Below are 14,553 nucleotides of genomic sequence, written 5' to 3' on the forward strand. Positions count from 1 at the left end.
CCAACCTAGACAGGATTCCAGTAGCACATGAACGCACAAAAAATCGATGGGCTCGTCGCTGCGACTTACACACCGCTCGGTGACGACGGCACGATCAACACGGCTGCGGTTGCCCCGATAACCAATCATCTCATTCAGAGCGGGGTCAGCGGCCTGTATGTGTGTGGCAGTACCGGAGAAGGCATGTCTTTGTCGAGCGATGAAAGAAAGACCATCGCAGCAGCGTATGTGCGTGCGGCCGCCGGCCGGGTTCCCGTCATCGTTCAGGTTGGCCACAACAGTCTCGCTGATGCGCGTTCGCTCGCCGAGCACGCCCAGCAGATCGGCGCAGACATGATCTCAGCGACTTGCCCGTCCTACTTTAAGGTAGGCACCGTGGCGGGAATGATTGACTGCATGTCGGAAGTCGCCCAGGGCGCTCCAGACCTACCGTTTTACTACTATCACATCCCCGCTTTGACCGGGTCGGCTCTGGATGTGGTGGATTTTCTCAAGATCGCCGGTGATCGCATTGCCAATCTCGTGGGCCTGAAGTACACGGACACCAAGCTGCATGAGTTCCAGGAGTGCTTGGAACTCGACAACGGCCGCTTCGATGTGGTTTGGGGTTGCGACGAGATGCTGCTGGGGGCCTTGGCGACGGGAGCGAGGGGAGCGATTGGCAGTACCTATAACATCGCCGCGCCGTTGTATCAGCGGCTCATCACCGCCTTTCGCGAGGGACACCTCACCGAGGCTCGACAATGGCAATCGATGTCGGTGAATATGATTCGCACGTTGAATCACTTTCCTTTCCACCCGGCAATGAAAGCCGTCTTGGGGATGCAAGGTTTTGACATGGGTGGCTGCCGACTGCCACAGGAAAGCCTCTCGGGCGAAGACATCTCAAGATTGCAAGCGGAGCTGGAAGCAATTGGTTTCTTCGAGTGGTCACAGACCGAGTCAGAAGCAGTCTCCACCGAGTGAGCCGTATGCTGCGGACGCGAGATCTATCAACGCGACCGCACGAACACGACGAGAGCCTATCCGAAAAGGGGTCTGACCCTCTCCGGCGAGGCAGTTAACAAGCAAGTCAATTGACTCGCCTCGAAAGGGTCAGACCTCTTTTCGAACAGGCAGTAAAACGAGAGATAGGGTGAACCATGACGAGAGTATTTCCAATGCTTATGCCGGCCGCGGCTACCGATGCGAGGCCGAACCGATGCTTGGCCCGATTGCTAAGCAGGTCGGTTAGAGTTTTTCGGTGGAATGAGCCGGCGGCGCTAGCCCAATGCCATCTACTTTGCCCCCGTTCGGGGCATCATCACGATGGTAACCCGACGCGTCAGCGAGGAAAATGCAGTGTTTTACGTGGCGAACAAGTGATCCTCGCTGACGCGTCGGGTTACCAGGACCGCTTCGCGGTCGAAAGTAGATGGCATTGGGCTCTAGCCGCGGGGTCCCGCTTTCACTCGCGGCGAGCGCCGTCGGCTCATAAGAGTTATGCGGAATCATTTCTCTCAATGTGCTTGGCGGTGATTGCGATCCTCCTATTTATTGGTCCAGTCTGGGGCGAGCAATTTGAGAAGGCAACTGTGTTTCAGAATGGGGAAGAGGGCTACAAAGTCTTCCGCATTCCGGCAATCGTCACCGCCGCCAATGGCGACCTCCTAGCGTTCTGCGAAGCACGGATGGGAGGCGATCAGAGTGAAATCGACCTAGTGTCGAAACGATCGATCGATGGTGGACGGACCTGGCAAGGGATTCAGGTTGTTCAGGAAAGCGACGAGCTTCGAGAAGAGTTTGATCAGGAGAATACGCAGGTCAGTGTGGGCAACCCAGCTCCCGTTGTCGATCGGCTCGACCCGGAGCATCCAGGGCGGATCTGGCTACCGTTCACACTGGAGAACGACCGCGTCTTTGTGACTTTCAGCGATGATCATGGGAAGACCTGGGGCCAGCGGCGTGAGATCACCCGTGACGTCAAAAAAGACGATTGGGGCTGGTATGCGACCGGCCCTGTCCATTCGATTCAACTGCAACGTGGCGAGCACCAGGGCCGTCTGGTCGTGCCGTGCGATCATCGTATCGGCAAGGGAGGGGATGATCGTGGTGCCAATGGTGCCCATGCCATCGTCAGTGACGATCACGGTCAAACGTGGCGTCTCGGCGCGATCGACACCACTTACACGGATGACCTCAACGCCAATGAAACTGCTGTTGTCGAACTCAACGATGGCCGACTGTATTTCAACACCCGCGATCAGGGTGGGAAAGCGAAAGGGACTCGCGGGGATGCCTACAGCAGTGTTGGTGGCGATTCGTTCGATCGATTCGGTGGCCCCTACCGGTGCTTCAAGCCGTCGCCACCTCAGCTCGATCCGCCCGTCGTTCAGTGTGCGTTGCTTCGCGCCGCATCGACAGTTGCGGGAGACGACCGAAACGTAATCCTGTTTTCCGGTCCAGACGAGAGCGGGCCAAGTGGCAAGGGACGTAGCGATCTGCGCATTCGCTACTCCACCGACGAGACGCAGACGTGGCAGGACGGCCCATTGATTCACGTTGGCCGGGCGGCATACAGCGATATGGTAAGGCTTCCCAACGACGAGTTAGGGATTCTATTCGAGGCGGGCGAAGGCGAGCAGCAATACGCGCGAATCATTTTCACGCGCGTGAGCCTAGACGAAATAACCGGCGACCCGTTTGGAGCAAACCGATGAGACAGAACAGCATTGTTCTTTGTTTGACGGTCGCTCTGACTGTGCTCGTCGTACGCGCCGAAGCGATCGGTGCTGATCCTCCCAAAACCAACGTGATTGTTGTGTTGATCGACGACCTAGGATGGAAGGACGTCGGCTGCAACGGAAGCGAATACTACCAGACGCCGAATATCGATCGACTGGCAAGTCAGGGCATGAGGTTCACCGACGGATACGCTGCCTGCAACGTTTGCTCGCCATCTCGGGCAGCGATTCTCAGCGGCAAATGCCCCGCACGGCTGATGTTGACCCAGTGGCTACCATCGGGACGATGGAGCCCGACAGAGCACAGACTTCGTGAGGGTCGCTATCTCGCGAACTTGCCCTTAGAAGAAGTAACGGTTGGTGAGGCGATGCGGGAAGCCGGGTACCGAACCGGTTTCATCGGAAAATGGCATCTGGGTACCGAGACTTACTACTACCCCGAGCACCAGGGCTTTGATGTCAACATCGCCGGCCGCGATTATGGGGCGCCGGGTAGCTACTTCTTTCCGTTTGAGGGTGGTTGGCGAATTCCGACCACCGGAAAGATGCTGCGAAAGGAGTCGCCGCTCTCTGGTGAGAAAGGCGACTATCTGCCGGATCGGCTGGCCGAAGAAGCCGAGGGTTTTATCCGTCAAAACGCTGACCAGCCATTCTTTCTGATCCTCTCGCACTATGCGGTGCACACGCCCTTGCAGGCGAAGAAAGAAGTGATCGACCGCTACCGTGACGTCCCTAAAACACAACGACAGGGCAAACCAACCTATGCCGCCATGGTGGAAAGCATCGACGACAGTCTGGGACGTGTCATGGACACGTTGCAGGACGAGAACCTCGACGACCGAACCCTGATTATCTTCACGAGCGATAATGGCGGCAATGGAGGAGTGACCAACCACGCTCCGCTGCGAGGCAACAAGGGCTCGAACTATGAAGGCGGAATCCGCGTGCCGTTGATCATCAAATGGCCAGGCCAGACTGAGCCTGGCTGGGTATCGGACACACCCGTCATCGGGATGGATTTGTATCCGACAATCCTCGACGCCACGGGCCAGAGCCTCAAGCCGTATCAACATCTTGATGGAACCAGCCTGGTGCCGGTGCTGACCGGATCGGGAAGACTCGAGAGGGACGCGATCTATTGGCACTATCCGCATTACAACCGGCACCCCTCCGCATTCCCATCGGGGGTGATCCGCGCCGGTGACTGGAAGTTAATCGAAGAATTCGAAACCGGCGAGTTGTCGCTCTACAACCTTGCCGAAGATATTGGCGAGTCAACAGAACTATCGAATGCTGAGCCCGCCAAGCTCGCTGAGCTTCACTCCAAGTTGAAGGCCTGGCGTCGCGAAGTGGGTGCCGATCCAATGAGGCCGAATCCCCAATACGTCGAGGCGAATCCATGATTCCACACTCCAAACATTTCGTGATGCAACTCGTCACTCTCTGCCTCGTAATAACCGCAAACGCGGGTGCGTCTGCAGCAGATCAGCCCAACATTCTGCTGATTGTGCCGGTAGACAACGGGCTAGAACTGGGGTGTTACGGTGAGCCGTACGTGGCGACCCCTGTTTGGGATAGACTCGCTCACGAGGGCGTGCGGTTCGACAAGGCCTGGCCAGCAGCACCGGAAGCGTCGACGAGCAAACTCCCATGAAGCATGTATCTAAGTGGCTCATCAGCATCGGCATGCTTGTCGCATTGTTGATGGGCGAGCGGCCCAGCCTGACAGCCGATGACAACGTTTTGCTCTCGTGGAGCGAGCTGCCATCGCTACCCGATGAACTCGGTCTTGCCGGACCGTTTGCAGGCGTCCACAACGATGCTCTGATCGTCGCGGGTGGCGCGAATTTCCCAAAGCCTGTTTGGGACAACGATAAAGTTTGGCATGATCGCATTTTCGTCTTGACCAAAGACGGCGATCAGTACCAGTGGCATGAGGGTGGCAGACTGCGTCAGCGGCTTGCCTATGGGGCTGCCGTATCGACTCCAGACGGCGTCCTTTGCATGGGCGGCAATGATACCAGCGAGACGTTCGGCGAAACCTTCTTGCTGAGTTGGGATCCCGAAAGTGAGCAGATGACGAAGACGGAGTATCCCCCGTTGCCACAGCCTTGTGCCTATTCCACGGCGACGATGATCGGCGATGTGGTCTATCTGGCGGGTGGGCAGAGCGGCACGTCGCTCGAATCCGCAATGACAAATTTCTGGTCGCTCGATCTTTCGAAGAAATCGAGCGAGGAGGCGTTCGTTTGGCAGGAACTGCCGCCCTGGCCAGGGCCCTCGCGGGCGTTCAATCTGACGATCAGCCAGCACAACGGATACAACGATTGTGTTTATGTCATCAGTGGCCGACGCCAGGAAGGTGATGCCGATGACCCTGCCAGTTTCGACTTCCTCACGGATGTTTGGGAATTCAATCCATCCAACCGCAGTTGGCGGCGGCGGGCCGATGTCCCGCGCTGTGTGATGGCGGGTACCGGTATCGGCTTTGGGCAGAGCCACATTTTCGTGCTCGGTGGTGCGACGGGAGAACGGTTCTTTCAAGGCGACGAGCTAAGGGATGACCATCCAGGTTTTCTCAAGGAATCACTTGCCTATCATACGATCACGAACACGTGGACAAGCGCTGGCCCAACGCCCGCCAATCATGTCACGACGACGGCGGTGAGGTGGGGCGATGATATCATTGTTCCGACAGGCGAGGTCCGGCCCCGCGTGCGATCGCCAAAGGTCTTTCGAGTGTCGGCGGTGCGACCGAGCCGCGGGTTCGGGACGATCAACTACATCGTGCTCTTTGGCTATCTGTTCTCAATGGTCGGGGTAGGGGTTTACTTCGCCAATAAGAACAAGAGCACGGACGACTATTTTCGTGGCGGGGGGCATGTCCCTTGGTGGGCTGCGGGCTGCAGCATCTTCGCAACCATGCTCAGTTCATTGACGTTCACCGGCGTTCCTTCAAAATCATTTGCTCAGGACTGGGTGTACGCGGTGGGTAACATGATGATTCCCGTCGTGGCGATTCTCGCGGTTTCTGTAGCCATGCCATTCTTTCGTCGGATCGATGCGACGAGCGCGTACGAATATCTCGAAAAGAGATTCAGCCGGCCTGTACGGCTCTTTGGCAGCGCCAGCTTCACAATGTTTCATATCTTCCGCATGGCCGTGGTCATGTCACTGACGGGACTGGCGCTGGCGGTGGCAACACCGTTAACGCCCGGGCAGTCGGTACTGCTGATGGGCGTGCTCAGTATTGCCTACTGCACGATGGGCGGGATCGAAGCGGTGATCTGGACGGATACGATCCAGACGTTTGTGTTGATGGGCGGCGCGCTGCTAGCGATCGGGATCTTGATCGCAGGCGTTGATGGTGGATTCGGCGGCTTCCTTTCCACTGCGACCGACGCCGACAAATTCACAATCGCCAATTTTCATTGGGACATGACGAGCAGCCAGGTCGCGCTATGGGTCATCCTCGTCGGTTCGATTGCCCAGAATGTTTCATCCTACACCGCTGATCAGGCCGTTGTTCAGCGATACATGACGACGGCCAATGAGACCTTGGCAGCACGATCGATCTGGACGAACGCCGTTTTGACCATCCCAGCGACGATCCTTTTCTTCGGTATCGGTACAGCACTGTTCGCCTACTATCACTCGCATCCTGACAAGCTCGATCCGACGATCACGACGGACCAAGTCTTTCCGCTGTTCATTGCCCGAGAGATGCCGATCGGCTTGGCGGGATTGATTGTGGCAGGCATCTTTGCCGCCGCCCAGTCGACGGTTTCGACGAGCATGAACTCGACCGCGACCGCCATCGTGACGGACTTCATGCGACCGTTCGGAGCCTGCCGATCCGAAGCCGGTTATCTCCGTGCGGCGCGTTTCTGGACGTTTCTCATTGGGGTGGTCGGCACTCTGCTCGGCCTCGTTTTCGTCAATCCGGAGATCAAATCGCTGTTCGATGCATTCATCAAAGTCATTGGCCTGTTCATGGGCGTCCTCGGCGGCTTGTTCATTCTGGGTGCTGTGACGCGGCGAGCCAATGCAACGGGTGCGCTCACAGGCGCCCTCGTTGGAGCGGGCGCGATGTTCTGGTTGTGGAAATTCACCGCCGTCAACGGATACCTCTACACCGCCAGCGGAATCGTCAGCTGCCTCGTTGTCGGTCTCGCCGTCAGCCTGGTAACCGGGCGGCCCACCAACGATCTGTCGGGGCTGACGATCTACACGCTCGGCAAACCGGTGAGACCATCGGAATGACCATCGTGTCGGTCGGAGCTGAACAACAAAGCGCGGTAGTGACCAGAAGGCGACGAGCTGTCCTTCACCCACAAGTTTTCCTACGCCGACGGCGTTGAAGAAAATAGCCAGTGGTCGAGCGCAAGCGAATACCACTGGAAAAGACAACCATAGGTGGCGCTGCGCTGACCTACGGCTATTTTCCATCATCCCTTTCGGGATACTTGTGGGTAATCAACAGCTCGTCGCCTCGTCCAGCACGGCGCTGAGAGGACTCGTCGCCTTGTCTACTACTTTCAGGGCGGATTATTGATTCGCGGTTGCCAAGCAATCGGGGAGGGGGATGATGTATAATTGTTGTTTTGGCAATGTGATTTCGATGCGATGACGACCCTCCGCTCATGAAACTTATCTCGCTCTCCTGCAACCACTGCGGTGCGCCTCTTGATGTTCCGAAATCAGCGAGGTTTGTCACATGTGGGTACTGCGATGCTCGGTTAGCCGTCCATCATACCGGCAGCACCTATTCGACAGAGTTGCTTGAAGACATCAAACAAACCACTGAGACACTCGTCCGGGACGTGGAGAAGCTCAAAGGCGATTCCGAACTTGACCGCCTCGATCGGCAATGGGAACGTGAGCGAGCTCAGTTCATGACGACTGGCAAGGATGGGTCGCAGAGCCTGCCGTCGAAAGCACCGATCGTTCTGGGAACCGGTTGCGTCGCGGTGTTCGGAGTATTCTGGACGATTCTTGCTGCGAGCATGTTTCCGCCCATGGCATTGTTCGGAATCGTTTTTGTCATCTTCGCAGTGGGCGGCGGGATCATCGGTTGCAAGAAAGCCGATCGTTACCAGCAGGCGAAGAAACAGTACCACGAGCGACGGCGGGACCTGATCGCGAATAGCAAAGGTGAGAAATCTGGTTCATCCGACGGAAGCGTGCGCAGAGCACAGCGGAAGGTTTTTTGAGGCATGGCTCTCGTATCCAATGATCGTTCAAAAATGCGTCCCTGACGAACAAACGCTCGCCAGAGACCGACAACACCGTTGGCGTACCGCTTTTGCAGGGAAACGCTGGCGACCGAGATATCCCTTGCCAAGCCAGCACCTCTGCAGAGCTCGGCTCCGTTTCTCCCGGCAGTGCCAGGCTAACATTGATAATCACATCCCACAAATAAATCCTTCGATACGGGAGCCGTGCCTTGAAAACCTCGGGCGCACGCTTCCGTTGGATGAGCCAGAGATCTTGAGAAGCATTCGAAAGTCTATCTGAAAAGGCGTCCGCCCACTCTCGAGCAAGCATTTAGTCCTGCCGATACAGATTTTCGTTTCGAATGAATGCTTCGACACTGTGGGGGACATGGAATCGGATCGACTGAGATCGGGCGACACGTCGCCTCAACTCGCGGCTGCTGATTTCGATTTGCGGCATGACGATCTCAGCTTCACGACAGGCCTGAACTTTTTCAGGCGACGCGAAATCTTGCAGGATATCATAGCTGGGCGGCGGCATTCCCCCGCGCCGAACAACGGCCAGGGTGCACATCTGCAACAGCCGATCTGGATCCTTCCATTGGGCGAAACTCGCTAGCGAATCAGCGCCGATGATAAAAAAGAGGGTGTGATCGGGAAACTGATCTCGCAGATATGCGAGCGTGTCGACGGTGTAGCTAACGCCGTCGCGGTCGAGTTCGTAGGTTTCAATTCGATGTCCGGATTGCCCTGAAACGGCCAATCGCAACATTGTCAGACGCTGAGAGTTACTCGCAACGGGACCGAATGGTTTCAGTGGACTCGTCGCAGCGGGGACCCACCGTACCTGATCGATGGGCAATTGTTCGTACGCTGCCTCGGCGATCCATAAATGCCCCAGATGAATCGGATCGAAGGAACCGCCAAAGATGCCGAGAGCCTGCGACATCGTCTCGGGACGCGTCATTGGGATTCGTCGGGTTCTTGCGCGGCATTCGGCGTTGTGGAATCAGAGGATTCCGGATTGGCTTCCGTGTCGGTGGGCTTCTGATTGGAGAACGTGTACGTCAGCAGTTGACTCTGGATGATCGAGAAGACCTGATCACGGCTGGGCAGCAATCGCACTTCGGTTTCGATCCGTATGTTGCGGCTGCCGATATTCTTGCCTAATAATTCATTGAGCGTTTTGCCCGACTCAACATCGAGCGCCCAGACATCGAGTTCGTGGCGTCTGGTCGAGGCGTTATCGATGTAGGTCTGGCGTCGGACGAGCGTCAAAATGGGTGTCATCCACGGCTGAAACGTCGTCACCCCACGTGCCTGTTCGAACGTTTGCGACCAAGCCAATGCGGCCGGTGCGTCGGTCTCGTCATCGGCAAGTTCAATGCAGTGCGCGCTGGTCACATCTTGCACCGACATGCCACTGGGGATCGTAATGACATTCCCTTCGATGTCCGGGGGCGGCGGCAACTCGCATCGTGGCATCAGCAGAAACCGGTCATGAATTTGCACAACGGACAGACCGGATAACCGAGGCCTCAGCGGGATCTCCACATCAGCGAGTGAAGCACCGGACAAAACATCCCAAATCGTCGCCCGGCCATCGCTATCGATCAGTGTCATATAACGATCGTTGACGAGTCTGCCCTGGGAGGTCGAGCGTGCTTGGTCGGTGAGGTTGATGGGGGACGCGACGCGTTCTTGAACACGATCTTGCGTGATCCCGTCGACGATCTCGAGCATGTAAGGGTCAACGAGATCGCTATCGGCATCTTCCTCATCGTATTGGGTCACCAACAACACATGCCGACCCGCCGTTGCCATCACGGAGTCAACGTTGAACGGTTTGGATTCCATTTCGCGTCCATCGTGCCAATCGAAGTACGCGATCTGATCGGCGCGCTCGCTCAGCACCGCGACTCGGCCGTCGCCAGCGACCACGCCGCTGCCGGGGATACTTGTTTGTGTCCGCCAAAGTTGCTCGCCGGTCACCGTGTGGTAGCAGATGAGATCACGTCCCTGCAGAAGAAACAGGCGATCACCGAGCACGGGGCCGAGACGCAATTGAGCGTCATCCGCATTGGCGGTGGGAGAATTGGAGACATAACGATAGATCTTGTCACCGAACTTCGATGTTTCGCTGCGGCGTTTGGCGACAGACTGGCCGTCGGGATGCAGGCTTTGTCGCCAGCGAACGGCGTCGGTGGAACCTCGCGAGAGGACGCGGAACAGATCAACGGCAATCAACTCCGATGGCGTCAGCACCAACATCAACCCGCCACTCAGGGTAACTTCTTTATCGCTCGACGTGCGGTTGGTCAGTCCATCGACCATGATCGGGTGGTTGATGCCGTCCTGGTCGAGGAGGGAAAGCGGGGTGTTATCGCTGATCGCTTGCCAGCCGAGTGTTTGCTTGCCCATCCAACGTGTCGTTTTCGCATACCGTCGATTCGACATGAGGGCTTGGTTCTGCGGCAAGCGGGTGGATTCCCACTGCAGTTCAACGTGCTCGCGAGGCCAAGAATCGGAGCGGGGTCGGATGTTTCCTCGAACTTGGTACTCATCCAAAATGCCGGCGATCCGTTGAATCTCAGCCGGTGATGCTTTCGGGTCTTGGATCCGCTGTTGCAGGACTTGGCCCACGTAGCGTCGGTCCTCACCCCATTGTGCTTCGCTGTAGGTTCGCGCCAGTGTCAGCAGGTCTTGCGAATCGAGATCGTGCAGCGCCGCATCGGTTGGCAAGCGGGTGCCCCAGACCAAACGTTCGGTTGCCAGTGCGTCGCCCTGCTGTTGTGACTGCTGCACAAGGCTTTGGCGGTACGCTTGGACGGCATCTCCCAGCGGTGAGAAATGGCTCACGATCTGGTTCAGAGTCGTGCGATTGGCGCGAACGCCTGTCTGCAAGTGCTCTTGGAGCCGCTCGTTGATCTCCGCCAGGGTGTCTTCGTCGGCAGCGTTTGCGACCTGCGCCACGCGCGCCGTCAGCCAGCTCGCGAGAGTGAACTGGCGAGCGGAATCTGCGAAGACAGCGGCCTGTTGATTTGCCAACGACGGTCGTTCGATGGTCAGCGCGGATAGTTCGAGCAGCCGATCCATCGCCGCATTCACGTCTGACTGAGAAATCTCGGTCGCCGGCGGATCGGAACGGAGTGGCTCGAGCAGCCCTTGGATTTGCAGTACCAACAGCTCGGCTTGCTGTTCGGGCCGATCGATCAGCTCGCGCAGGGTCTGCATGTCTTCGGGGGAGATCTTCTCTTGATCGCGGAGGCTGCCGAGCAGGGCCTCGACCGACAAAGCAATCGCATCGATGCTTTCCGGATCCATCTCACGGGCTTTCTTCAGGAGAGCCAAGGCGTCGTCACGCCGGTCATCCTCCATCAACAACTCCGCTTTGCGAATGATTGCAAAGAAGTCGTCGGGATCGTCAGCTAAGATGCGATCGATCGTCGGCCGGAGCGTCTCTTCACCGTATGCGACGGCGACGGTGGCCGACGCCTGGGAGATGATTTCACCCTCGGCTGCGACGAGGTTACCGAGCGGATAGCGCGTATGGCGTCGCGACAAAATCTCACCGGAGGCCAAGCCGATTTCAATCAGTTCGTCGCTGGTGGTGGGGAGAAAATAGCTCGCTGGCCCGAACACACCACGACCGGAGACGCGTTGCCCTGGGCTCATCAGGTCGCTCGGGGTCGACCATATCTCATTGCCGGTTTGCAGGTCGAATGCCATCACCCGGTCGCCACGGACGATCAGATATTGGTTGTTGCGGATCCCGGCCAGATACAGATTCTTGCCTCGGGGTTGGGGGCGGAAGCGATCGACGCCCGTGACCGCATCGACCACAATCATGCGGTCTGATTCAACCGGTGTCAGAGCGATGCTCGTCTCGTGGCCGATCGCAACCGAAGTCAACCAACGTTGACTGAGTTGATTCATCGGCAGGTCCACGGGTTGGCGGAATGCGTTCTGAGAGAATTCACGGTTGCGCGGATGCTCGTTGGCCCAACGGAGTGTTCGGTCTACCAGATTCACGGCCACGGTCACTCCGGCGCCAGTGGGGCAGACCAACAATCCCTCGTGATAAGTCGGCATGGCGCCGGCCACTCGGCGGACGGGGTCAGTCGTGATCCCGCTGGCTTCGACCGAGACCAGAACCTGCCGCCACAGCTCGCTGCCGTCTTGAGGGTCTAGACAGACCAGGATGATCTCGCCAGCCAATTCAGCCATGACGTACAACCGTCCGCGGACGGGCAGCGGCGGACCGAGGAAGAACGCTTCGGAAAGGGAGGACGGTGTCGTTTCGGAGGAGCCGAGGCGCCACAGCAGTTTGCCTTCGGTGGCGAGGTCCAGTGCCACTAGCGTATTCTTGCTGGCCTGGACCGCCCGGGTAGCGCGCATCCCAAAAGGATTGAACCGTTCAGACTCAATCGCGCCGAGATCATTGATCATGTAGACCTGTCGCCCGTCACTGGATACCTGACCATAGGGGACGTCGTTCCAGATCCGTTGAACCAGGATATCTTTGGGGTCTTCTTTCTCGCGAAGGTCATTCGCGTCGGCTTCGTCAGGTGTCGTGAGCTCTTCCGGAGTGTCAAACCACGGGTACTGCCAGACTCGCTTTCCCGTCCGGTAGTCAGCACCAATCAGACGCTGCGTGGTTCGCATCAGCAGTTGATCACCGACGCGGAGGGGCAGCCACGAGGGCGGCGGCAATTGACCGGAGGATTTGAGCTGCGCCGTCTCGGCCTCGATCATCCGTTCTTGCAGTGGGCTGCCGGATGTTTCGAGCATCCATCGCGGGTTGCTCAGCGGCATCTCACCTTCAGAGAATCCGCTGCGGTTGGGACGACCGCCTAGAAAGGGGTAATCTTCGGCGGGCGGATCCACGGTGAAAGCCATCGCTGAGAACCGCGCACGGACTGCAGATTCCCAATCGTTCTTCACTGCAGGAAGAGCCTGCGGATCCCTGTTCTCTGCGGCGACAAAATCGGCGGGGAGTTGCCCCGGCGTGGGCAGGGATCGGCTCGACAAGAGACAGGCGCCCGCGTGCAACCAGATGACCTCGTCACCGAGCTGCTCGATCGCTCGAGGCGACCGCACCACGTCGTCGAGCAACAGCGAAACGGCGAGTGCATTGCCAAGCAACCACTCGCGTGTCGCCAGTAGAGAGGAGGCGTGGTAGCCCGCCTCGGTGTGAAAGAACTCGCGCCGCACCTGTTCGACGGCCTCCCAGTCCCGGTCGGGCTGGGCATCATCGAGAATCTTCGCCGCCAGCGGCCCGTAGCGAAGCTCGTAGATTTCCATCGCGGGCTTGGGCAGTTGTCCGATCATCTCGCGGGCTTGTCGCATGACCGTCATGGGACGGCCGAAATCATCCACTCCATCGCTGGCAGAGTCGAGCTGATCGCGGGCGGCACTGGGCGAGGCAGAATCCAGAAAATAGTCCTGCGCCGTCTCGGGGAGGTTGTCCTGGGAGAGCCTCCGCAATAGATCGCCCAGACGCACGACCGCATCGCTGTAGCGTTCCTCCTCGATCGCATCCTCAGCCTCACGAATCTGCTGGCGGACGCTACGCGGCGGCGGCAGGAACTCAGCCATGCCTGAGACCGAGTTGGAATTAAACAGCCCCTGAGCTAGACAATCGCCGGAGACAACTGAAAAAGCAACGATCAACAGCGTCACGACCGCTGGCATCGACCGGGCGCCAGGACGGTACGGCTTCGCAGTCAAATTCACAGAATGCCTCACAGCTAGGTCGGGGAACAAGCAGAATCCGAACCCATCTTATCAAAAAGCGGCGATCGTGGCGTGATACGCTCAGCAAATGTCTTGTCGTTTAAAGAATTCAGCGTTGGATACGCGTCTCGCACCGAAACCGGCGCAGAGAGTGGCGAGCAAACACAACAAGAGCGACGGTTCGGGAACCGCGACCACGGAACCATTGACAACCAAGTCATCGCCCACGAGGTTGCGCAAATAGGTGTCCCCGGCACCAGTGGTGGTTCCAAATCCGTAAATACGGAAGCTAATCGGGCCAGTCAAATTTTGAAACTCCGGCATCGACAGACTGATGGGGCCAAATCCGGATGCGTCCGTATCCAGTCCTCCGGTCACACCCGCAATGTTGTCGACCGAAGCGATTTGGTCGCCATCGTTGAACCCGCTTATACTCGTCAAGACTGCCGCGCTATTGCTACCGTTGGCCGTCGTTTGTCCAACAAATGCAAGAGAGTCCAAATTCATTTGGAATCCTTGAGCAGCAGTCACCGTAAAATCGATGAAGTGCCCAGCATTGATCGCCCCGGCCAGAGATGTTTGCGAGTCCCCCACAAGGACTTTGAATCCGTAGCGAGAGCCTGCCGTCGACGGGTTCAAACTACTGCCGATACGCAACACCCCCGAGACATGCGGGGCGGTGGTGGGTGCCGTGAATGAGAACGGTGACGTCGATTCATCAATGCCCCCGCCCGTGTTCATGTCGATTCCATCAAAATCCCAGCTAGCGATGATTGCCCCGTCGGCGGCCGACACGCAACAAATCGAGAGCACTAGGAGCACAAAGCGGATGTTCATATCAGAGCAGTTTCAGGGCGAATCCCTTGCAGCCTCTCTTC

9 protein-coding genes are annotated in these 14,553 nt (G+C 57.8%); 6 read left to right on the forward strand and 3 right to left on the reverse strand.

What is annotated here, in order from left to right:
- The first annotated feature begins 27 nt into the window (after positions 1-27).
- The 6 genes from CA85_RS14850 to CA85_RS14875 all read left to right on the forward strand — a co-directional run bounded on the left by CA85_RS14850 (position 28) and on the right by CA85_RS14875 (position 7,936).
- The gene (locus tag CA85_RS14850) at positions 28-966 is read left to right on the forward strand and encodes a dihydrodipicolinate synthase family protein (RefSeq protein ID WP_146392112.1); all 939 of its coding nucleotides are present in this window, start codon (positions 28-30) and stop codon (positions 964-966) included.
- Positions 967-1,514: 548 nt separating this feature from the next.
- Positions 1,515-2,699, forward strand: coding sequence for a sialidase family protein (locus CA85_RS14855; RefSeq protein ID WP_222435451.1), 1,185 nt, complete (start codon positions 1,515-1,517; stop codon positions 2,697-2,699).
- Positions 2,696-4,126, forward strand: coding sequence for a sulfatase (locus CA85_RS14860; RefSeq protein WP_146392113.1), 1,431 nt, complete (start codon positions 2,696-2,698; stop codon positions 4,124-4,126). Before CA85_RS14855 ends, CA85_RS14860 begins: the two co-directional genes overlap by 4 nt.
- A complete protein-coding gene (locus CA85_RS14865) occupies positions 4,123-4,377 on the forward strand; it encodes a hypothetical protein (RefSeq protein WP_146392114.1) in 255 nt (84 codons plus the stop codon). The genes CA85_RS14860 and CA85_RS14865 overlap by 4 nt, the downstream gene beginning before the upstream one ends.
- Complete coding sequence (locus tag CA85_RS14870) at positions 4,374-6,986, forward strand: sodium:solute symporter family transporter (protein ID WP_146392115.1); 2,613 nt, start codon at positions 4,374-4,376, stop codon at positions 6,984-6,986. Before CA85_RS14865 ends, CA85_RS14870 begins: the two co-directional genes overlap by 4 nt.
- A 380-nt stretch (positions 6,987-7,366) precedes the next feature.
- A complete protein-coding gene (locus tag CA85_RS14875) occupies positions 7,367-7,936 on the forward strand; it encodes a hypothetical protein (RefSeq protein WP_146392116.1) in 570 nt (189 codons plus the stop codon).
- A gap of 334 nt (positions 7,937-8,270) precedes the next feature.
- Here CA85_RS14875 and nadD read toward each other — a convergent pair whose 3' ends face one another.
- The 3 genes from nadD to CA85_RS14890 all read right to left on the reverse strand — a co-directional run bounded on the left by nadD (position 8,271) and on the right by CA85_RS14890 (position 14,512).
- Entirely contained in the window at positions 8,271-8,906 is a 636-nt protein-coding gene (gene nadD / locus CA85_RS14880) for a nicotinate-nucleotide adenylyltransferase (protein WP_146392117.1), read from the reverse strand.
- On the reverse strand, positions 8,903-13,675 hold the full coding sequence (locus tag CA85_RS14885; protein ID WP_246112824.1) for an outer membrane protein assembly factor BamB family protein: 4,773 nt from the start codon (positions 13,673-13,675) through the stop codon (positions 8,903-8,905). The genes nadD and CA85_RS14885 overlap by 4 nt, the downstream gene beginning before the upstream one ends.
- A gap of 81 nt (positions 13,676-13,756) precedes the next feature.
- Positions 13,757-14,512 (reverse strand): hypothetical protein, encoded by a 756-nt coding sequence (locus tag CA85_RS14890; protein ID WP_146392118.1) that lies wholly within the window; start codon positions 14,510-14,512, stop codon positions 13,757-13,759.
- Positions 14,513-14,553: the final 41 nt, after the last annotated feature.

The sequence above is a fragment of the Allorhodopirellula solitaria genome, from assembly GCF_007859855.1.
Lineage (GTDB): Bacteria > Planctomycetota > Planctomycetia > Pirellulales > Pirellulaceae > Rhodopirellula > Rhodopirellula solitaria.

Excerpts from the sequence above, each read along its gene's own strand:
- CA85_RS14860 (WP_146392113.1), top strand. The coding sequence starts at position 2,696 with ATGAGACAGAACAGCATTGTTCTTTGTTTGACGGTCGCTCTGACTGTG.
- CA85_RS14890 (WP_146392118.1), bottom strand. The coding sequence starts at position 14,512 with ATGAACATCCGCTTTGTGCTCCTAGTGCTCTCGATTTGTTGCGTGTCG.
- CA85_RS14875 (WP_146392116.1), top strand. The coding sequence starts at position 7,367 with ATGAAACTTATCTCGCTCTCCTGCAACCACTGCGGTGCGCCTCTTGAT.
- CA85_RS14870 (WP_146392115.1), top strand. The coding sequence starts at position 4,374 with ATGAAGCATGTATCTAAGTGGCTCATCAGCATCGGCATGCTTGTCGCA.
- CA85_RS14850 (WP_146392112.1), top strand. The coding sequence starts at position 28 with ATGAACGCACAAAAAATCGATGGGCTCGTCGCTGCGACTTACACACCG.
- nadD (WP_146392117.1), bottom strand. The coding sequence starts at position 8,906 with ATGACGCGTCCCGAGACGATGTCGCAGGCTCTCGGCATCTTTGGCGGT.
- CA85_RS14865 (WP_146392114.1), top strand. The coding sequence starts at position 4,123 with ATGATTCCACACTCCAAACATTTCGTGATGCAACTCGTCACTCTCTGC.